The following is a 22,025-nucleotide window of genomic DNA, read 5'->3' on the forward strand; positions in this document are numbered from 1 at the left end:
CGGGTTGATCGCGGTAACGAGGATCAGTTTTCCGTTTTCCTTATCGGTTTCTTTCAGAAGATTGTAGTCGATTTTTGCTTTGTACTTTCCGTACTGCTCCAGATATTTGTCCTCAATACCTGCCTTTTCTGCAATTTCTGTGATAGGGAGCATCTCACACTCCTGAGCGATTTCGATGTCGGATTTGAATCCCATAGAAAATTACCTCCTTTTCTTTTCTATACGCTTTCGCTTTTATTTAAAACAGGCACTCTCCTGTTTTAATCATGGTAATCATACATATCTCTTTCAAAAAAGTATGTATATCTCAAAAATATGTAAATCTTAAAAGACATATCTACGACAGTGATCAGATGACTTTTGCAAATGCCTTCAGAGAACCGATGATGACGTCTCCCATAACGGCCATATCTTCTGCCTGGAAAGATACAGGAAAATTATCGGAAAACAGAATCTGTGAGGATGGCGGGAATTCGTCATCTCCCTCCCAGAGAATCATCTGAATCTGATATCCCGGATAAATTTCCACCTGAAAAGCCACGTCTCCATGTTTTACCGGTACCGCGTGAATATGTTCCATGATCGCGGTAAAATCATTCAGCCTGTTTCCATAGGAAAAAGCAAGACGTTTGATACATCTTCCATCAAACTGACGCAGATATACTTCCCCCCAGGGCATTTCCCTGTATGTTTTGAATCTGCCGCTGCCTGAAGATGTTGTTCCGCCAAGAAGAAAACGGATTGTCAGGATTTTTGCATAAATCATCTCTTCCAGAGGATAAAAGCCCAGATCATCCACATGATGAGTCACCTGAAAATCAGGATGAGAAATCTCATAGACTGTTCCGAGAAACTCCAGTGTAAAACATCCGGTTTCTTTGTGAAACGGAATATTCAGGCGTCCGGATATTTCCTCAGGATCTGCATTTCGATACTGTTCCAGATAATGTTCCCAGGGCATTCTCTCCTTGCTGTCTTTTTCATATCCCAGCTGCTGTCCGACAGGCGTCCCTTTCTGGAAAGTACTGCCTGCACTACCGTTTAAATCATTCTTTTCCAAAGCCATGTGCCACCTCTGTCAAAAATAGTTACTTCTCAAAAACCGCTGTCTATTATACGCGGTTATTCACCTGTTCCATAACATCCGGGAACAGACCGGTATCTGTATGCGGGATAAAACATGCTCCCACAAACTCATCCATATAGGTAGGAACTGTAGAAAGCTCCATATAAGTCATATTGGATGCCAGTTCATAAGTTTTCTTCTCTGCCTGTGTGGAAAGAAGCATCAGATATGCTCCGGACAGGGAAGAGTTTCCAATATAGTGGAACTTTTCAAGCGGAATATCCGGGAACATACCAATATTCACCGCATTTTTCATATTGATTCCGCTTCCGATTCCACCGGCAACATAAACATCATCAATCATGGAAACATCAAAATCAAGAGAACTCAGCATGGTACGGATTGCAGAGAAAATAGCTCCTTTTGCACGGATAAAGTTGTCAATATCTACTTCTGTGATTTCGACATCTTTTACGGAACCTGCCTCATCCTCAAATGCAAGGACATAGCTTCCCATACCGTACTGGTCATGACGGATACGTTTTCCTTCCCGTACGAACTTTCCTTTCGGATTGATGATTCCACAGACAAATAATTCACTGATTACATCAATAATACCGGAACCGCAAAGACCGATTGGCTTTGTACCCGGCTCACCGACTACTTTATATGTAGGTTCCATGGTTTCTTTATCGATCGTGCATGCCTCGATTGCACCATCTGTCGCACGCATACCGCAGCTGATATCTCCGCCTTCAAAAGCCGGTCCTGCAGAACATGCACAGCTCATCATGAAATCTGAATTTCCAAATACTAATTCACCATTGGTACCAAGGTCAATGAACAGAGAAAACTCAGGTCTGTTCCAGATCATACTTACCAATGTTCCGGCAGTGATGTCACCGCCCACATAGCTTCCAATATTCGGTGCCATAATAATATGAGCATCCTGATTAATATCAATTCCCACATCGGAAGCAAACAGGGAATTGGTTTTGAAGAATGCTGGAATATACGGTTCCGTACGCAGCGGATCGGCATTAATTCCGGCAAACAGATGATTCATCGTTGTATTGGATGCGACACACATCCGGTAAATCTGGTTTTTCGGTATATTTGCGTTTCGGCACATTTCGTGGATCATCGGATTAATGGTTTCCTTGATCACAGCGTCCTGAAGCTTCTTCTTTCCGCCAGGTTTCTGGGACTCAATGATACGGTTGATGACATCTGCGCCATACCGGATCTGTCCATTGCCTGCAGAACCTTTTGCCAGAATCTCTCCGTTCTCCATATTAATGATCACGGCAGAGACAGTTGTTGTTCCAATATCAACTGCAAGACCTCCGACAACTACCTTTTCTTCTATTCCGAATACATCATAGACAAACATATCATTCGGAGTCGTTCGCAGAATACATTTTACTTTAAAATCATTTTCACGAAGCACATCCGGCAGTTTTTTCAATACTGCATATGGAATACGCACGCGTTTGATATTCAGAAATTTACGAAGCGCTCTCGTGAGTCGCTCATTGTCAGGCATGGTATCATCCAGACTAGGAGGATCCATAACCACTTCTACAACATCAAGACTGTTGTTTAATACAATGCCAGTAAGTTCGATTTCTCTTTTGGCTTTTTCAAATATCGCGATTTCTTCTCTGGAGCTTAAGTCCGCAACCTTCATTCTGCTCTTGTACGCAGATGCAATATCCGGTACCACTACAGTCACGTCCGCGCATACTGTACTGACACAGGCAAGTCTCCATCCTGCCTGAAATTCTTCGTCGGAAATATGAAGTGTTTTTTTGGAATTTAATTCTCCACTTTTTAACTGCACCCGGCATTTCCCGCAGGAAGCATTTCCGGAACAGGGAGCATCAATGGCAACATTGGCCTCCCGTGCAATTTCCAATAAATTATCCCCCGCATTGGCATAAGTTTCTACCGCACTGCCATCTTCGAATGCAAACGTTACCTTAAACATCCGGCAACCACCTTTCTCATAGCCTTATGGTATGTGCTAAATACTGCAAAAGCAGCTTTCCATCATTACAAGGAGATTTCTGGAATATCCGTTGTAATAAAAAGGCTGAAGGCCGCGAAGCCTCCAGCCTCTGATTTTGTATATTCAGATAATTTCTGTAAGATTAGATCTCCAGATAGGAGTCTGCATACAGAGTATTGTTCTTGAATATATCACAGGATTTGATTGTTTCCATCAGACGAAGGTCATTCGGGTTAACAATAGCAGAAGTTAATCCCTGCATCATAGCCATTGCTACAAGTGCAGAATCCATGATCGGACGGATATGTTTCGGCATACCGTTACTGTTGTTGGAAAGACCGCCTGTGGAATTCAGACCCATATCGGAGAACATCTTGATGGCTTCCAGAACTTCCATCTGTTTTTCCTGCATTCCTTTTACTACAAGGAATAACGGATCAAACCAAAGATCGGAAGTATCCATACCAAGCATCATACCTCTTTCAAGCATGTTCTGGCAATGCATCATACGCTCATCATTGTCAGAAGCAACCATACCGGAAGAGCAAAGAGCGATAACAATTGCATCATTTGCTGCTGCAAGGTCGATGTTTTCAATTCTGTCTCCTGCATCTGCGGAGTTTACGATCGGTTTGCCTTTTGCTCTGTTGTATACAGAGATACCAGCTTCAATAGCTTTTTTGTTTGTAGTATCAAGAGCAAGCGGAACATTGTCGAATTCACTCTGAAGGAGCTGTACTGCCCATTTCATAAGGTCTTCTCCATCATTCTCAGCAGGTCCGATATTTACATCAAGATATGTAGCGCCTGCATCAAGCTGCTGTTTTGCTCTTTTTAAGATCGGCTCAGGATCTCTTTCTGTAAATGCTTTGTTTACTGCAGGTGCAGTAGTGGAAAGTCTTTCCCCAATTGTTACAAATTTTGCCATACTCATGTTCTCCTTTAACTTTAAAAATGAATTATGCCTGCATATCTTTTAAGAATTTTACAAGCTGTACAGCTTCTCTCGGTCCAACGATGATTTCCCAGCCCGGAAGTTTTGCTTCCAGATCGCCCTTGAGAACGGCAACTTTACCAGGAATCAGAAGTTTTCTGCATTTTACCTTCGGCTCAACATTTTCAATGATGAATTTGGAAATGCTGTTGCCGGTAAATTTACCTGCAGCCCAGGATGTCAGAACGGAAAGTCCGCCTGCATCATTGATTACCAGGTTAAGCGGAACACCGGAACGCTCCAGCTCGCCAGAAACTACGAAATAAGTCAGAGCAAAGTCTACTGTGGTAACAACGAGAGAATTCTCGTCTGCACCATTCAGAGGATAAATGCCCGGTTCTACTTTCATTGGCTTCTGCGGGTCTGTGAACAGGTTCTGACGAAGTCCGTATAACGGAAGCGCTTCTGCATAAGTCATCTGCTCCATAACGATAATGGAACCATATTTCATGGTAAACAGAGAAGCAAGTGCTGCCTGCATATGTAAGTCACCCTGAGCAACTTTTACAGTGTTTACAATAGATGGATAACCGAAAGTTCTGTCCTGATCTTTCAGAGCTGCACGGCGAACCTGAACTGCGTTAGCAAAGGTTTCTTTAATGTCAGCGCCTGTAACATCAAGTACAAGATTCTTGTTGCCAAGTTTTTCAAGAGCTGCAACAGTATCATACAGTTCGTTAAGATCCTTGCCGGATACACCGAGAACAACACCAGCTTCTGTTGCTACTGCATTCATCGCTTCATAGTTGGAAGCATTTGCACCATTCAGTACAGGTTTGCTGTCCTTGCATACTGCAAGAGCTGCTTTTGCGATTTCCGGATCTGCGCATCCAAGAACCAGAGTTCTGCCAAGACCTGCTGCTTTTTCTACGAGTGCTGTATATTTTGCTGCATCAGCGCCTTCGCTGCAGTTTACATATACAAGCTCAGCATACATTCTCTCACCGATACGTTCGTAATCAACCTTCGGAATTTCTGCAAGTTTTGCTTCTACTGCAGCATCATCCATGCATGTGCAGAGAGCAACTGCATATCTGGTTTTGCTTACGAATGTTTTTTCATGTCTGAAAAGAACAGTTTCTCCGCCAAGTGTAAATTCACCATCGCCGGTTCCGATCTTAATGCTCTTCATTGGCGGTGCAGTAGCCTCAGACAGGGAAGCCAGTGCATCCTCAGACATATGCGGACACTGTTCAATTTTCATTGCGCCCTGAGCAACTTTCATAGAGAAAGCCATACATGTCGGGCATCCACATTCCTTACAGTTTTTCTTTGGTGTTAATTTAAAGATCTGAATACCATTCAGTGCCATATCTTTTCTTCCTCCTATTCAATTACGCAAGTGCTTTGATCATTTTGGAAATTGTTGCCACAGACTGAGGATGTCTCAGAATGACTGCGTCAGAACCTGCTGCCAGGTCAGCTGCTGCTGTCATGATTTCCATGTCAATTCCACGTTCGTCCTGCGGACCCCATTCCGGCATGTCAGCTTCGGAAGCGGATGCTTCTTTTACGCCCCATGTCTCGGAAGCAACTGGTGTAATAATAGGCATCTGCAGCATATTATCGTTCTGAGATAAAGCTGCACCTTTGATACGGTCCATAGTGGATACAACATATTCATATCCATATCCTGCACATGCACTTCCGACGTTCATAACGATCTTCTGTGCATTTACGCCTAACTGAGTGGTAATAACGTTTAACTGTTTTGCAAGGTTGATATCAACTGCAGACTCAGCACCAACGATCTGGTTGTATGCAAGACCTGCTGCTGCACCGATTGCCTTGTAGTTCTCTTCTTTTTCGGAAAGGATCAGAACGTTTCTTCCCTGGAGAACTTCTGCAACCTTCGGAAGAAGCTCTGCATCTTTCTCTACGTTCTTGCATCCTTCAACTACTAACGGACAGTCAATTGCATCTGCCACTTCTTTTACTACTGCGATCAGTTCTTCTACAGATTTGTTCTCACCGTTCGGGTCTCCGCCTTCCAGAACAAGAGCAACAAAATCAGCACCTTCCATTGCAGCTGCTTTCTTAGCGATTTCAGCCATTGTGGAAGCGCCTTCATAGTATGCTTTGATTCCTTCAGATGCGCCTTCAAGGCCCATATCGGAAATCTCAACACCTACTTTAGCAGTGTTTTCTGTCGGAGCATCAAAAGTATAGAAAGGAAATGTGCTGTTTCCTCCAATAGCAACTGTCTTATCTCCGCTGCCGATGGTGACTGTGTTAATCTTTGCATTAAACTTATGTGGTTTCTGATTAAACGGCATTGTTAATTAGCCTCCTCTTAAAAATTTAGTATTACATATGTATAAATATATTATACTACATCATTGGTTCCATTGACAAGGCAGGATGCGCATGTTCTGTCAAAAATGCCACCAGAGTCTCCGGATCTGTCGCAATTGTTTCATCACCGATCATATCAGTGAAATTGTCGATACCGTAGAGTTCTTTTGCAGTTTTGTTCAGACGTTCTGCTACTGTGTCCTTCAGTTCCTTTGGCATCCATACGATACGTTCAATACCGCCTTCTGCCTTCATAAACTTTTTGGAAGCAATGAAGTGTTTCCCATGTCCCATAAAGCCTGGAGTCTGTACACCGCCTCCGGTCATGGAAGCCATTTCCGGGAAGGTCATTCCAAGAGGAGTCATACCCGCATACTCACGGTTGGAAATGACAACACCATTGGAAAACGGCTCAATACCACAGATACACTCAAAACATCCGCATGAAGTCATAGGATCCTGCATAATGGAATACAGTGTCACATGCTCCAGTGCGCCCTGCGAGTATTTCTGTACGGCTTCATCTACATCTTCATAAGCGCCAAGATCTTCATTGATCACACGCTCTTTTGTGATTACCTGACACGGACCTGCAGGATCCAGCTCATTGGTTGCTTTTGCATCAAGCCAGGATACTGCTCCGCAAAGGCCCAGTCTTTCAGGCGTAACTACACATACGTGGGACGGTGAAAATGCCTGACAGAGAATACAGCTGTAATATACATCAACAGATTCATCTGTTAATGTTTCAAGACGTGCATCACGTTTGTCAAACGTCGGAATTGCCACTTCATGACGAATTCTAGTACATTCTGCCGGATCTGTATAAATTGTCACCTGACATTTGTCTACAACGGCTTCAAATTCATTCTTCACCTGAGCGTACAGAACCTCTCCGAAATGCCTGATCCTAAATCCGGCCTGAAATGCTTCCTTACCGATACGGATACGGAGCATATCACGCTGACCGGTATGGTATACACCTTCAATACAGTTAATATAATTATGGAATTTACGTTCGATAACCGGTTCAAAATCCGGCTGCATTTTCTTTCCTGCCACTTCTACCACGTAGGCAAGACTATGTTTGCTGCCGACTTCAAACGTATCAACATCCGGTCCGATCACAGTGATTTTATGATCCTCAACCTCTTCCATCGGTCTGGTATGCACAAGTTCTGCACAGTCCACACGGGAACCATCGAACTCTACCTGCATATCTTTACGGCGGATGATCTCACCTTCAAATGCTGATGCGAACGCAACAGGAATATCAATATTGGTAATTTTAATCTTAATATTCCTTGCTTCCAGGGAAACCTTATTAAAGTCTGCCACATCCGGACATGCGATCAGTGCGCCCGGAACCTCCACAATATTTTCATTCTCATTGGATATTACCGGGAAGCCCAGTTTGATTGCTCCAGCGCCGGCAGCCAGAATCACATCGTCGATCGGTTTAAATGCATTTACAAATGCAGGAACTCTCTCAGAAGTATATGTGATAAGACTTGCCGCATCACCAGGAGTTACATTGCCAAAGATCAATGCCGCCCGAAGTGCAACAGATACTACATGAATGACTGATGTTACATCTTTGCCCAGCGGAACGATTCTGAGATTATATCCCATCTTCAGTCCCAGTTCCTGTGCCTGGTCGATGATTCCTCCAACCAGCGTAACAAGAATGCCCTGTGCCTGATAGCTTCTGATCAGCGCCACACCTTCTTCTGCAGTCGGCGCTGAGCCAAGAATAACAGCAACACCGGGAATATCTCCGGTTACAAGCGGAACACCAAGTTCACGGATAATGGAATCCGGAAGATGTCCGTAGCAGGGTTCACTGTATGGTTCTGCCCCGTTCAGATATTTCAGTGCCTCGATAAATTCCGCACAGAGGGCCGTAGCCACACCGGACATCAGAGCATCATTCAGTTCATGTTCTCTTGTCATCAGGGATTTTACAACACCAAGAGCTGCTTTTAACTCTCCAAGTGTCTTTACCTTAACACCAGTAACAGCGTAGTAGCACGGGAGACAGTATGCGGTATGTGGAAATCCTACTGCCTGATCTTCCCCATGCTGCTGGATTGCGCCTTCTACTGCCTGTTCAGTCAGACCAAACACGGCATCATTTCCGTTAAAAATTCTGTTGATCAACATATGCACATCTCCAATTTTGTTTATTTCTTCTTATATGGTTTGTTACTGATTCTTTTCGCACCGGGTCTCCGCATAACCCGGTGCGAATAGGATAACGCTGTCTGAATATTACATCATCGGATCCAGTGCAAGAGCCGGATGTCCTTTTTCTGTAAGGAATGCTACCAGTGTTTCCGGATCTTCTGCGATGGTCTCATCACCGACCATATCTGTGAAGTTTTCGATTCCGTAGAGTTCCTTTGCGGTTTTATTCAGTCTTTCAGCTACAAATTCTTTCAGTTCTTTCGGCATCCATACGATACGTTCAATACCGCCCTCTGCTTTCATGAATTTCTTGGAAGCGATGAAATGTTTACCATGTCCCATGAAACCAGGTGTCTGAACACCACCACCGGTCATGGATGCCATTTCAGAGAAGGTCATTCCAAGAGGAGTCATTCCTGCATATTCACGGTTTGCGATAACTACACCGTTGGAGAACGGTTCGATACCACAGATGCACTCGAAGCATCCGCAGGAAGTCATCGGATCCTGCATGATGGAGTACAGAGTAACGTGCTCCAGAGCACCCTGAGAGTATTTCTGAACAGCTTCATCAACGTCTTCGTATGCACCAAGGTTTTCATCGATTACTCTTTCCTTGGTGATTACCTGACACGGACCAGCCGGATCAAGCTCGTTGGTAGCTTTTGCATCAAGCCATGAAACAGCACCGCACAGACCAAGTCTTTCCGGAGTAACCACACATACGTGAGACGGAGAGAATGCCTGGCACAGGATACAGCTGTAGTAAACATCTACAGACTCATCTGTCAGATTGTCAAGACGCTCATCACGTTTATTAAAGATCGGGATTGCTACTTCATGACGCATTCTGGTACATTCAGCCGGATCGGTGTAGATTACAACTTCACATTTATCTACGACTGCATCAAATTCGTTCTTAACCTGTGTGTAAAGAACTTCACCGATATGTTTGATGCGGAATCCTGCATTATATGCATCGTGGCTGATACGAATACGCTGCATATCACGCTGGCCGGTATGATATACACCTTCAATGCAGTTGATGTAGTTGTGGAATTTACGCTCGATAACAGATTCAAAGTCAGGCTGCATGTTCTTTCCGGCAACTTTTACCAGGTAAACAATGCTGTTCTTGCTTCCGTCTGCCATGTCATCTACTTCCGGTCCCACAACAGTAATCTTGTGGTCTTCTACTTCAGAAGGCTCACATGTCTGAACAAGCTCAGCACAGTCTACACGGGAACCGTCAAATTCTACACGCATGTCTTTACGACGAATGATTTCACCTTCAAATGCAGATGCAAATGCAACAGGGATATCAACGTTTGTAATCTTGATCTTAATATCACGAGCCTCAAGAGAAGTTGCATTGAACTCTTCTACCTTCGGCTGTTTGATCAGGCTCTTCGGTACTGACGGGGTATAGTCCATGTCATTGGTAACTACCGGAAAGCCATAGTAGATTGCGCCTGCACCACATGCAACAGTCTTCTCATCAAGAGGAGCAAATGCATTGACAAAAGCACGGAATCTGTTGAAAGTATACTCCTGAAGAGCTGCTTTATCACCAGGTGTAATATTACCAAAGATCATAGCTGTTCTGCATGCTGCAGATACTGCATGAGCAACAGAGGAAATATTTTCACCGATCGGGAATACACGTACATTAAAGCCGGTCTTATATCCTGCTTCTTTTAACTGTTCAATAATGCCTCCTACGAGACATACAAAGTTACCCTGTGCCTGATAGCTCTTAACCAGAGCACATGCTTCTTCTACGGTAGGAGCTGCATTGATAATAACTGCGATACCAGGGATATCACCAGTTACAAGCGGAACACCGAGCTCACGGATCTGAGCATCGGTCATATGTCCAAGATACGGCTCTTCATATGGCTGTTTGCCGCCAACATATTTCATGGCTTCGATGAGCTCTGCAGATAATGCAGTAGCAACACCGGATTTAAATCCGGAATCCAGACGTCTTTCACGTGTCATCTGGGATTTAATATATGTAAGAGCTTCTTTCGCATCTTTTAATGTTTCAATCTTTTTACCTGTCTCTGCGTAAAAGCAAGCCAGGGAGTATGCGGTTTCCGGAAAACCTACTGCCATGTCTTCGCCATACTCGGCAACTGCAGCATTTACGGCTTCCACTGCTTCTGCATACATGGTATCATTTCCGTTAAATACGATATCAAATAAAAGCACTGTCATACCTCCTAATTTACAGATCTTATTTCTGATCGATTTTCTCTTTGATTTTGATTATTTCTCTGGTAACTGTCTGGCTGAAATCATAAGGAGATTTCCCCTGACGGTCGGCATCAATAACTTCCGTATTGTAATGAATCATGCCAAGCAGATCTTCCTCGGGAATCCTGCTTCTGATAAATTCTTCATCATCTTCATTGCGGACCTTATTGGCTACAACCATTACCTGATTTACGCCAAGATCCTTTGCAAGGCGTTTGACATTTTTGTATGTCTGAACGCTTCTTGCCCCCGGTTCAATGACAACCACAAAAGCATCCATGCTCTCTGTTGTCCCTCTTCCCAGATGCTCCAGTCCTGCTTCCATATCCAGGATCACAACATCATCTCTGTGAAGAACAAGGTTATTGATGATGCGCTTCAGCATCACATGTTCCGGACAGACACAACCGCCGCCGCCGGTTTCTACCGTTCCGAGAACCAGAAGCCTGACTCCATTGCAGACTTTACCGAATTTATCCGGAATATCATCTACTTTGGGATTCAGCTTATAAAACTGATTCTGGCTGTTGGCACCGGTTCTCTCCTCCACCAGTTTACGCATTTTTGAAATCGGAACAATGGAATCCAGTGTTTCCTCATCAAAGCCCAGCGCAAGTCCGAGGTTTGCATCCGGATCCACATCCGCTGCAAGGACATGCTTCCCTTCGTCTGCGTACAATCTGGCAAGCGTTGCCGCAAATGTTGTCTTTCCTACTCCGCCTTTGCCGGTTACTGCAATTTTCATAAGTTATCGCGCCTTTCTGTCAGAAATGCATCCGTCTCAAAATTGCGATGCAATTTAGATACCTAATGCAGTTCTCTTTTCTTCGATTCTTTCAATCATCATATCGCCAAGTTTGTCGATATCATGTTCTACAGTATAAGCAGCTTCTACCCAGTCTCTTACGCCGCCTTTGAGAAGGCCGTCAACTTCGGAAGAACCATATGCATACGGTTCAACACCAAGGTATGTATCGATACCGGTTGCTACTACATAGTTACCAATGGAAACCGCTTTTTCAGACATCCACTCAGGTGCACATCCTACTAACGGAATCTGGGAGATATTCCAGCCGGAATCTTTTGCGATTCTTGCTGCAAGTACCATCATACGGCTGATATCAACACAGGAGCCCATATGTAATACAGGAGGAATGTCTACAAGTTCGCAGACACGTTTCAGACCTGCACCGCAAAGCTCTTTTGCTCTCTTATCCATAAGACCTGCTTTTGCAGCAGCCTGTGCGGAACATCCGGAAACTACCAGAATGATATCGTTTGCGATCAGTTTCTTCATCAGTTCGATGTGAGCTGCGTCAGGACGAACCTTCGGGTTGTTGCATCCAACCATTGCAACTGCACCGCGGAGTACACCGGATTTTACACAGTCAACGAGAGGCATCATGGTACCTGTTACATCAACATGGCTGTTTGTTACACCGTCAAGTTTCTTTTCAATCTGCTCTACGGAGAAACCAACAACTGCTTTCTGTTTCAGCTGTGGGATGTATACCAGATCTTTATTTCTGTTCTTGAAGTTTTCAATTGCTGTTTTAACAATAAGCTTCGCATTTTCTCCTGCTGTCTTTGCATTGAATCTGATAAATTCAGAATCCGGCATCTGAGCAATCGGAGAAGTTGTGATAAATTTGGTATGGAAGCACTTAGACAGAGGTCCCAATGCCGGGAAAATACACTGAACGTCTACTACGATTGCTTCGCAGGCACCGGTCAGTACAACGTTTTCCTGCTGCAGGAAGTTACCTGCCATCGGGATACCACGACGCATTGCTACTTCGTTGGAAGTACAGCATACACCAGATACGGTAATTCCCTGTGCACCCATGGATTTTGCATAGTCGATCATTTCCTTGCTGTCTGCATATTCGCAGATCATCTCAGAAAGGCTCGGATCATGTCCATGAACAACGATGTTTACGTTTTCTTCTACCATTACGCCAAGGTTGGCTTCTGTCTCGACTTCCTTCGGAGTTCCAAAAAGGACATCAGAGAATTCGGTACCCATCATGGAACCGCCCCATCCATCAGAAAGACCATTTCTTAAAGACTGACGAATCAGAGCTTCCGGTTTGGAAGAACAACCCATATGAGTCATATGCATTGCACAGGAAACCTCACGGTCGATTGCGCGCGGAAGAATTTCTTCTCTCTTCCAGATTTCCTGAGTATGTTCCGGAGCACGTTTGGTAAATACCTGATAACCAAATGGTTTACCATATTCCATAAGACCAACTTCAGATACTTCGTGTGCGATATCATAGATATCTCTTCCTTCTGTCTCTACACCGAATTCTGCAGCAAGGCGAAGAAGCTTCTCTGGATCTTTTACTTTGTAGTTGCCATCCGGTGATGCCTCATGAAGTGTGTGTGCGATTTCGCGTCCATGATCAGAATGGGTTGCTGCACCACCTGCTGTAAAACGAAGATAGTTTCTTCCTACGATACCATGAACATCACATCCGCAGATTCCTCTCGGTGCTTTCGGTGTGATACGGCACGGACCCATGGAACAGATACGGCAGCAGACACCGGACTCACCAAATTTACAGTGTGGAGTTTGATTTTTAACTCTCATCTGCCAGGAGTCAGCACCTACTTTGGCACCAGTCTCTAACAGTCGGTTAGTGGCAGCTTCAAATTCTTCCACTGTAGTTAATTTGAATTCACTCATTATAGACCTCCTTTAATTTTGTGCATAAATACTATGCACGAATGTCTTTCTTAAAATTTTATAATAATCCCACCGGAAGGAACCCATCCCCTCCCATGGGTTATTTACAGGTAAAAAAATACAGAAATCCAAATATTCCTTTGCGCTAAACATCCCCTGCCGTGAAAACGCCAAGGGAGTGCAGCCTTTTTATAGTTCGAGTTTGGCAACGATCTCACGAAGTGCCTGTTTCACAGGATTGTCATCCGGAAGGGAAGATGTCGGTTTTCCCTCACAGTCATATTCATATACAGTTTCATCCTGCGGAACAACGCCAAGAAGATGAAGTCCCTGAATCTCAATTTCTTCTTTAATTCCGTCGTTCAGTTCTCCTTTTGGAGCTCTGTTGACGATCAGTCCGACCTGCTTCGGACGCATATCACATTCTTTGATCAGTTCCGCGATTCTGCCGACTGCCTGAATGCCTCTTCTGGAACAATCGCTTACCAGTATTGCGGTCTGCATGGAAGGAAGAACCCCACGGCTGATATGTTCCATACCAGCTTCATTATCTACTACAAAATACGGATAACTGTTCTGATATTTTGCAAGCTGTGCCTGAAGGAGTCCATTAACGTAACAGTAGCATCCTTTGCCCTGTGTACGTCCCATAACGAGAAGGTCGAAATCATCATCTTCAACAATGGCATCTTCAAAACGAAGTTCTGCATAATCCGCTTTACTCATCCCTGCAGGAATCGGATTTTCGGAAGCCATTTCTGCGCGGGCGATTTCTTCCCGTACATCTCCAAGAGTTGTTTCCACCTTTACTCCGAGAACTTCGTTCAGGTTGGAATTGGCATCGGCATCTACCGCAAGAATCGGTCCCTTACCCTGTTCGCAGAGATAACGGATCAGCATTCCGCATAATGTTGTCTTACCTACGCCGCCTTTTCCGGCGACTGCAATTACATGTGCCATAAAACGGGCACCTCCTAAATCAATATATTGACCGGCTGGATGTTTTCACCATCACAGGCGGTCTGAAAATCAATCAGACACGCGTACACATACCGCATGCATTGATGATTTCTGTAACATCTTTCCATTTGTTCAGTGCATACAAATGAATTCCATCTACACCAAGAGAACGATATTTATCAATCTGCCTGATTGTGTATTCCATACCAGCTTTCTTGAAATCAGCTTTTTTCTGTTCCAGCGCGTCGTCAAAAGGTTCCTTATCAAACGGATTCGGAAAGATCCAGTATTTGGAAATGATTCTGGAAAGTTCCCGTTCCATCACACATCCATTTCGGGAAAGTGCCATATTGATAGTAGCTGCCTGATCGAGAACAGGCATAATGCCGACATCGACAGGCATTGTAATACCGGCTTTACGGATTGCATCCAGCCAGTACTTGAACTGTTCCATATTCCAGCAAAGCTGAGTCATAATGTAATCCGCGCCATTGTCCTGTTTCTGCCTCAAAACTGCGATATCTGCCTCCAGGCTGCGGCATGCGATATGCCCTTCCGGAGAACCGGCTACAGCAATTTCAAAACGGTCTCCAAATTCGTTTCGAATAAACCGGACAAGATCTGTTGCATATTTAAAATCGCCGCCTGTTGAATTTTCTCCACGCGGAAAATCGCCCCGAAGTGCAAGGATATGATCGATTCCTTCATCAAGATAAGCTTTCAGCTGTTCTTTGATTCCTTCTTTTGTATTTCTGATCACTGTGAAATGAGTAACTGGAACCATTTCCGCCTTTTGGATCATGCGGCACACTTCACGGTTGGCGCCGACATTGCCACCTCCTGCTCCGTATGTAACAGAAATATAATCCGGATGAAATTCACGGAGATGTTCGATTGTACCCGAAAGATTAGACATGCCTTTCTCTGTCTTCGGCGGAAAGAGCTCAAAAGAAAGAAGCTGTCTTTTTTTCATGATGTCTGTCAGTTTCACTGCTGCCATACTTCACTTGCCCCGCAATCATTCGCAGCAGAGTTTCACAATGCTGTTAGCAAGATCCACCATAAGGATTCTGCCTTCTACTGTTCTTTCATCGCCCATAATATCGCGAAGGATTACTTTTTCGCCATCCACATCAATTCTGCTGACATTTTTGAAAATCACGGAATTGTCGCTTTCTTTATATACAGTTGCAAGACACATTTGTGTCGCCTCCTATTTTTCAATCGAATTATTTCAGTTCTTCTTTTACCAGAGTAAGTGCAAGACCAAGACGCATATTACCCTTCTGGAAATCAGCCACCGCTTCTTTGATTGTTTTTGATGCAGCAGTCATGCCCATTTTATTCAGGTTGTCAGCCATCTGGTCAAGTTCAGCCGCATGATGCTCGTTATGCTGAAGCATATAGGTGAGAAGAGCAACTGTTTCGTTCTTGCAGTCACCGCCGCTGCAGGAGCCGCAATGCTGATGGTCCCTACAAGATGTATCGCCATGTGTATGGTCGTGCATTTCTTCCTGGCCTGCATGATGGGAATGGGAATGGCTGTGAGTTACACCGTCTGTATGTGTATGTTCATGAGTATGTTCATGTCCATGCTGAACAAGATTTCCATTTTCGTCTTTAATCAGATGCATTGGAATCTCTCCTTTCTTTTCACGGTTTATCTTTTATAAATCGATGATTAATGACAATATTTTATCAATTTATCTCATTATACATCTTTTCCCTTGGATTATCAAGGTAATTATCATAAAAAAACACCAATTATTTTATGTAGAATTCCATAATCTTCGTCTTTTTTTCCTTTAAATTGCTAAAGAAATAACCTGTTCGTTTAGTTTTTAACAATATTCGGTATCAATTATCTTCCCGAGGAAATACAGGGTACTGTTCTTTCATTCTCAATAATAAATGTCATTCTGTAGCAAATTTTTAATATAAATGATGTTCTTCTTTCATAATTTCATGGTATAATGTACAAATATTGGATGATATCAGCTGGAAAGTCCGTATAAGCCTGATATCCTCAATTCCGAAACAATGTTTTAAGAGGAGGAACGAATTTGAAAAACTCTATTTTTTTAAACACAGACAGAGAAATGCCCCTCCTTGGGCTTGGAATGTATAAGGCAACCGGAGCCGGCGAAGCTGAATCTGCAATCCAATCAGCTGTCGAAGCCGGTTATCGTCTTATTGATACAGCTTCTGTTTACAAAAATGAAGAAGATGTAGGACGCGGTATTGCATCCTGCGGAATTCCGCGTAAGGATCTTTTCATAACAACAAAAATCTGGAATACCGCCCAGAGGCTCGGAGATGTGAAGGGGGCTTTCGAACGGAGCCTGGAGCGCCTTCACCTTGATTATGTGGATCTGTATCTGATTCACTGGCCGGTTCCCGGATGCTATCTGAGTACCTGGAAGGAACTGGAAGAAATTCAGGAATCCGGTCGTGCCCTTTCCATTGGCGTCAGCAATTTTGAAATCCGGCATCTGGAAGAACTGAAAAAAATTTCCGGAATCGTACCTGCTGTCAACCAGATTGAATGCCACCCTCTTTTTTATAATAAAGAGCTGATTGACTACTGTCAGGCAAATGGCATTCAGGTACAGGCCTATGCTCCTCTTGCACGAGGCGCCTACCTTGATCATGATGTCCTGTGTGTTCTTGGCACCAAATATGCACGCACGCCTGCTCAGATCGGACTTCGGTGGGCTGTCCAGAAGGGGATTTCCGTAATTCCCAAGTCTGTACATCCTTCCCGTATCATCAGTAACAGTCAGATTTTCGATTTTTCCATTGAAGAAGAAGATATGGCGATTCTGGATACTCTCAACCAGAATTTCAGAAGTGCCAGCATCCCGGAGGATCTCCGGGACATCAAATTTTAAACATTCCTGATGTATACATTTTTTACTGTACTGAATTCCAGAGCCAGAAAAAGCCGCGAACAGCAGACAAGCCGCGAAACAGTTTTTTTGCTGATTCGCGGCTTGTTTTGTTACTGAAGTAATCCATCTCAGGCGGAGAATTCCGCTTTATAGAATTTGTTCCTGCTATTCCCACGGCAGATCCGGAGATTCCAGTTTTTTATCACGGAGCATCAGATCGATGACTGCTTCTGATGCAGCTTTTCCTTCAAATAATACTTTATTTACCTCTTCAATGATTGGCATTTCCACTTCATATTTCTCAGCCAGTCCCTTGGCTGCTTTTGCGGAATAAACGCCCTCTACCACCATTTTAACTTCATCCATTGCTTCCTGCATGGTATATCCTTTACCGATCAGATAACCGGCCTTGCGGTTACGGCTGTGTACGCTGGCACAGGTCACGATTAGATCGCCAATACCGGAAAGTCCGCAGAAGGTCTCCAGTTTCGCACCCATTTTGATGCCAAGTCTTGCAATTTCTGCAATACCGCGCGTAATCAGCGCTGCCTTGGTGTTATCACCGTATCCCAGCCCGTCTGCTGTTCCTGCCGCAAGTGCAATTACATTTTTGAGTGCTGCGCCAAGTTCCACGCCAAGCATATCCGGAGTTGTATAAACACGAAATACAGGACTCATAAAAACAGACTGGATATATTCTGCCGTTTCCCTGTCATGGGAACTTACCACACAGGTAGTCGGAAGTCCTTTTCCAACTTCCTCTGCATGACTCGGGCCGGAAAGAACACTCACATTCGCATTCGGGATTTCTTCCTCGATAATATCGCTCAAAGTCATTAAGGTATGCTCTTCAATTCCCTTCGCTACATTCACAATGATCTGTCCGTCTTGAACAAACGGGGACATCCGGTGGGAAGTACTTCTTGTAAACGGTGACGGTACTGCAAGAACCGCGATATCAGGATCTTGCAGAGAACCTTCAAGATCTGTGGTAATCTCAATTTCCTCCGGGAGTCTGACGCCAGGAAGCTTTGTCTCATGTTCCCGTTTTTCCTGAAGCATCTTCACTTCCTCTTCCAGCGCAGACCAGAGCAGAACCTGATGCCCATTGTTATGAAGAAGAAAAGCCAATGCAGTTCCCCAGCTTCCTGCTCCAAGTACACTGATTTTTGCCATAAAATCACCTCTTAATCTTTCTTTTTCCCGGATTTTCCTCCCAGGAAAATTTTATTTTCTGTTCCATTCAGCAAACGCTGGATATTGGCTCTGTGGCGGTAAAATGCCAAACCTGTAAGAGCGGCCATAACAATGTACATTTCTATCGTATGAGGAACGTCCATGCCATAACAGCCCATTTGACCAAGTACGACAATCATAAGGAGTGCAGACGCATATGCGCACAGCGAACACAGAGAAACATAATGTGTTAAGAAAAACAGTCCAAAAAACACAACTGCACAGGGAAGAAAGATTCTCAGGTCAAACGCCAGAATCATTCCCACAGACGCAGCAACGCCTTTCCCTCCTTTAAAGTTCAGATAAAACGGAAAATTATGGCCAAGAATACATCCTGCGCCTGCATACAGACTCAGAAGAGGGAGAATATCCCCGTAAGTTTTCCCGAATACCACCCTGACAATCCAGATTGCAATCATACATTTCAGTAAATCCCCGAGCAGAGTCATTGCACCGGCCTTTTTGCCAAAAGTACGCAGCGCATTGGTTGTACCTGCATTTCCGCTTCCATGCTCACGAATATCTGTTTTGTGTATCCGTCCGATGATATAGGATGTCTGAAAAAGACCGCAGAGGTAACCGATAGCCATACAAAAAAAACGTACCATTATAATCCTTCCTTTTCCCCGCGTTCCCGGATAATGAACTTCAGCGACGTACCGCCGAAACCAAACGCCTCGCGGATTTTATTCTCAATATATCGTGTATAGGAAAAATGCATCAGTTCTTTGTCATTTACAAAAATAACAAATGTCGGGGGACGGACTCCCACCTGTGTCATGTAATAAATTTTCAGTCGTTTGCCTTTATCAGAAGGCGGCTGCTGCATGGCAACTGCTTCGGACAGGATTTCGTTGAGAACACCTGTCTGGATACGGAGCGTCTGATTTTCTATTACAGCATCAATCGTCTCAAACATACGATTGATACGAAGACCGGTTTTTGCTGAAATAAATACAAGCTCCGCATAAGGCATATATGCAAGCACCTCACGGATACGGTTGGTATGCTTGTAGATTGTTTTATCGTTCTTTTCGATCGCATCCCATTTATTCACGGCAATGATTACACCCTTGCCACGTTCATGTGCGATACCGGCAATTTTGGCATCCTGTTCTGTAACACCCTCTGTTGCATCGATCATAATCACAACAACATTCGCACGTTCCACTGCAGTCACTGTACGGATCACGCTGTATCGTTCAATTTCTTCTTTGATTTTTCCCTTACGGCGCAGTCCTGCTGTATCGATAAAAATATAATCTTTTCCCTGCCATTTCACTCTGGTATCAATGGCATCACGGGTAGTTCCCGCAATATCGGATACGATCACGCGGTCCTCTCCGAGCAGTTTATTGACCAGGGAGGATTTTCCCACATTAGGCTTACCTACTACAGCAATCCTCGGAATATCATCTTCTTCCTCGGATTCTGCATTTTCGGGAAAATACTTGACCACCTCATCCAGCATATCTCCCAATCCCATACGGTTCGCTGCTGAGATCGCAAAGGGTTCTCCGATTCCAAGATTGTAAAACTCATAAACATCCATCATATATTTCTGAACACTATCCACTTTATTTACAACCAGGACCACCGGCTTACCGCTTCTGCGAAGCATGTCAGCCACCTTGGAATCCGAATCAACAAGGCCCTGCTGGACATCTGTGATAAAAACAATCACATCTGCCGTGTCAATGGCAATCTGTGCCTGCTCTCTCATCTGAGATAAAATAATATCACTGCTGTCAGGCTCAATGCCTCCGGTATCAATCATGGTAAAAGATTTATCAAGCCACGTAACATCGGCATAAATTCTGTCTCTTGTCACACCCGGCGTGTCTTTTACAATGGAAATCATTTCACCTGCCAAAGCGTTAAACAACGTTGATTTGCCGACATTAGGCCTGCCCACAATGGCAACTACTGGTTTGCTCATACATTTGTCTCCTTCTGAGTATTTTATGTTCCTGCGGTTCCAGAACGGCAGATACCAGATCCTCACCGCTTTCATTTACAATGACAATATCTCTGCCCAGCGCACCGGACAGTTCTTCTACAGTCACATCATCCAGAAAAACATTTTCACCGTCACGAAGCATCGTACAGGGAAGAAGAATCCGTTCTCCCAGTTCCATCTCTGATAACTGCGCTTTCAGATCCTGTCCGGTGATCAGCCCGGATACGGTAATCTGTTCACCGAAAAAATGATTGATGATCACCCGGACATCGGCCCGGACATTCGGATACTTCTCACGGATCTGCTCCATAAACTGTTTCAGATGCGGACCAGCAAGCTTTCCTGTGGCAATGGTCACATGAATCCGGCGGTCGTCCCCTGTTCTTTTCTCCAGAGCTTCTTTCACCTCGTTCTCCAGCAGGCGCAGCATACCCACACCATTCTCAAGCTGAAGATATCCATCATAGGAGTCCTCTGACGGAAGTTCTTTTTCTGCGAGAATATACCACTCATCTGATGCATGGACAAAATGGATACCATGCTGCGCCATCATTTTATCCTGCCATCGTTCAATCTGGCTGATGACTCTGCGGGCATCTTCTCTGGTAAATGCCTGTAAAGGATACAACCCTTCCCGGTATTTTGTCAACCCCACCGGTACAACAGAGACACTTTCCAGTACCGGTGCATAAGAAGAAAGCTTCTCAAGACTATATTCCAATTCCTCTCCGTCATTCACTCCTCTGCACAGAACAATCTGCCCATTCATCGTAATCCCCGCTTCATACAGCCGGTCTGCTTTTTTCAGTGCATCACCAGCAAAACGGTTGTGAAGCATCTGGCATCTCAGCTGCGGATTCATGGTCTGAAAAGATATATTGATCGGCGAAAGATGGTAATGAATCACTCGTTCAATATCATGATCACTCATATTAGTCAGTGTTACATAATTCCCCTGTAAAAAAGAAAGACGGGAATCATCATCTTTAAAATAAAGAGTTTCTCTCATGCCTGGCGGCATCTGATCAATAAAACAGAAGATACAGTGATTGGAACAGGAACGGTAATCGTCCATCAGTCCGTTCTCAAATTCCAGCCCCAGATCCTCCTCATAGTCCTTTTCCACCTCCAGTTCCCAGACCTCTCCATCTGCTTTCTGGACAAGAAGGATAATGTTTTCATCATTCAGAAGATAACGGTAATCAAATACATCTTCTATCTTTGTATCATTCATCGACAGCAGGATATCTCCTGCTTCAAGTTCCAGTTCTTCCCCGATACTTCCGGGCAGAACTCTGGAAATCATATGTTTATATTTTTTCATTCTATTCTCCACATATACTACGGTTTATTCCGTTCACAGCAACTATCATACCAATTTTAGATGTAAAAATCAATAAATTCCTTGACGAGATTTAGGGCGAATGTTATAAATGTATTATATATGATTTCAAATATCTATATATAACTTGTT

At 44.1% G+C, this 22,025-nt stretch carries 19 protein-coding genes; 1 reads left to right on the top strand and 18 read right to left on the bottom strand.

Annotated elements, in window-relative coordinates:
• The 14 genes from ACTNEW_RS06165 to ACTNEW_RS06230 form a co-directional block, all read right to left on the bottom strand.
• Positions 1 to 195, bottom strand: a 195-nt coding sequence (locus ACTNEW_RS06165) for a formate--tetrahydrofolate ligase (RefSeq protein ID WP_441059077.1), incomplete at its 3' end; no start/stop codon positions are given.
• 154 nt (positions 196 to 349) lie between these two features.
• Positions 350 to 961, bottom strand: coding sequence for a DUF3786 domain-containing protein (locus ACTNEW_RS06170; RefSeq protein WP_441059348.1), 612 nt, complete (start codon positions 959 to 961; stop codon positions 350 to 352).
• 151 nt (positions 962 to 1,112) lie between these two features.
• Positions 1,113 to 3,056 carry a corrinoid activation/regeneration protein AcsV gene (acsV, locus tag ACTNEW_RS06175; protein ID WP_441059079.1) on the bottom strand — a complete coding sequence of 648 codons (1,944 nt, stop codon included), beginning with the start codon at positions 3,054 to 3,056 and terminating at the stop codon, positions 1,113 to 1,115.
• A gap of 163 nt (positions 3,057 to 3,219) precedes the next feature.
• The gene (acsE, locus tag ACTNEW_RS06180; protein WP_441059082.1) at positions 3,220 to 4,005 is read right to left on the bottom strand and encodes a carbon monoxide dehydrogenase/acetyl-CoA synthase methytransferase subunit; all 786 of its coding nucleotides are present in this window, start codon (positions 4,003 to 4,005) and stop codon (positions 3,220 to 3,222) included.
• A gap of 31 nt (positions 4,006 to 4,036) precedes the next feature.
• Positions 4,037 to 5,383, bottom strand: a complete 1,347-nt coding sequence (gene acsC / locus ACTNEW_RS06185; protein ID WP_441059085.1) for an acetyl-CoA decarbonylase/synthase complex subunit gamma — start codon at positions 5,381 to 5,383, stop codon at positions 4,037 to 4,039.
• Positions 5,384 to 5,405: 22 nt separating this feature from the next.
• Entirely contained in the window at positions 5,406 to 6,347 is a 942-nt protein-coding gene (gene acsD, locus ACTNEW_RS06190) for an acetyl-CoA decarbonylase/synthase complex subunit delta (protein ID WP_441059088.1), read from the bottom strand.
• Positions 6,348 to 6,402: 55 nt separating this feature from the next.
• Positions 6,403 to 8,529 (bottom strand): acetyl-CoA decarbonylase/synthase complex subunit alpha/beta, encoded by a 2,127-nt coding sequence (acsB, locus tag ACTNEW_RS06195; protein ID WP_441059091.1) that lies wholly within the window; start codon positions 8,527 to 8,529, stop codon positions 6,403 to 6,405.
• Between the two features lie 108 nt (positions 8,530 to 8,637).
• Complete coding sequence (gene acsB, locus ACTNEW_RS06200; RefSeq protein ID WP_441059093.1) at positions 8,638 to 10,767, bottom strand: acetyl-CoA decarbonylase/synthase complex subunit alpha/beta; 2,130 nt, start codon at positions 10,765 to 10,767, stop codon at positions 8,638 to 8,640.
• A gap of 25 nt (positions 10,768 to 10,792) precedes the next feature.
• On the bottom strand, positions 10,793 to 11,557 hold the full coding sequence (locus tag ACTNEW_RS06205) for a nucleotide-binding protein (RefSeq protein ID WP_441059096.1): 765 nt from the start codon (positions 11,555 to 11,557) through the stop codon (positions 10,793 to 10,795).
• A 54-nt stretch (positions 11,558 to 11,611) separates the two neighbouring features.
• Entirely contained in the window at positions 11,612 to 13,504 is a 1,893-nt protein-coding gene (gene cooS, locus ACTNEW_RS06210; protein WP_441059099.1) for an anaerobic carbon-monoxide dehydrogenase catalytic subunit, read from the bottom strand.
• Between the two features lie 189 nt (positions 13,505 to 13,693).
• Positions 13,694 to 14,464 carry a nucleotide-binding protein gene (locus ACTNEW_RS06215; protein ID WP_441059102.1) on the bottom strand — a complete coding sequence of 257 codons (771 nt, stop codon included), beginning with the start codon at positions 14,462 to 14,464 and terminating at the stop codon, positions 13,694 to 13,696.
• 73 nt (positions 14,465 to 14,537) lie between these two features.
• A complete protein-coding gene (locus ACTNEW_RS06220) occupies positions 14,538 to 15,464 on the bottom strand; it encodes a methylenetetrahydrofolate reductase (protein WP_441059105.1) in 927 nt (308 codons plus the stop codon).
• Between the two features lie 18 nt (positions 15,465 to 15,482).
• Positions 15,483 to 15,665, bottom strand: coding sequence for a CooT family nickel-binding protein (locus ACTNEW_RS06225; RefSeq protein ID WP_441059108.1), 183 nt, complete (start codon positions 15,663 to 15,665; stop codon positions 15,483 to 15,485).
• 28 nt (positions 15,666 to 15,693) lie between these two features.
• On the bottom strand, positions 15,694 to 16,098 hold the full coding sequence (locus ACTNEW_RS06230; protein ID WP_441059111.1) for a cobalt transporter: 405 nt from the start codon (positions 16,096 to 16,098) through the stop codon (positions 15,694 to 15,696).
• A gap of 429 nt (positions 16,099 to 16,527) precedes the next feature.
• On the opposite strand from ACTNEW_RS06230, the gene ACTNEW_RS06235 reads away from it, so the two are divergent.
• Positions 16,528 to 17,355 (top strand): aldo/keto reductase, encoded by an 828-nt coding sequence (locus ACTNEW_RS06235; RefSeq protein WP_441059114.1) that lies wholly within the window; start codon positions 16,528 to 16,530, stop codon positions 17,353 to 17,355.
• 165 nt (positions 17,356 to 17,520) lie between these two features.
• Here ACTNEW_RS06235 and ACTNEW_RS06240 read toward each other — a convergent pair whose 3' ends face one another.
• Genes ACTNEW_RS06240 through ACTNEW_RS06255 form a run of 4 tightly spaced genes read right to left on the bottom strand, consistent with a single transcriptional unit; the run spans position 17,521 to position 21,875 of the window.
• The gene (locus ACTNEW_RS06240; RefSeq protein WP_441059117.1) at positions 17,521 to 18,531 is read right to left on the bottom strand and encodes an NAD(P)H-dependent glycerol-3-phosphate dehydrogenase; all 1,011 of its coding nucleotides are present in this window, start codon (positions 18,529 to 18,531) and stop codon (positions 17,521 to 17,523) included.
• Between the two features lie 11 nt (positions 18,532 to 18,542).
• On the bottom strand, positions 18,543 to 19,199 hold the full coding sequence (plsY, locus tag ACTNEW_RS06245) for a glycerol-3-phosphate 1-O-acyltransferase PlsY (protein WP_441059120.1): 657 nt from the start codon (positions 19,197 to 19,199) through the stop codon (positions 18,543 to 18,545).
• A complete protein-coding gene (der, locus tag ACTNEW_RS06250; RefSeq protein ID WP_441059123.1) occupies positions 19,199 to 20,530 on the bottom strand; it encodes a ribosome biogenesis GTPase Der in 1,332 nt (443 codons plus the stop codon). Before der ends, plsY begins: the two co-directional genes overlap by 1 nt.
• Positions 20,493 to 21,875 carry a DUF512 domain-containing protein gene (locus ACTNEW_RS06255; RefSeq protein WP_441059126.1) on the bottom strand — a complete coding sequence of 461 codons (1,383 nt, stop codon included), beginning with the start codon at positions 21,873 to 21,875 and terminating at the stop codon, positions 20,493 to 20,495. Before ACTNEW_RS06255 ends, der begins: the two co-directional genes overlap by 38 nt.
• Positions 21,876 to 22,025 lie beyond the last annotated feature (150 nt).

Source organism: Blautia sp. HCP3S3_G3 (genome assembly GCF_052063365.1).
Taxonomy (GTDB): Bacteria; Bacillota; Clostridia; order Lachnospirales; family Lachnospiraceae; genus Blautia_A.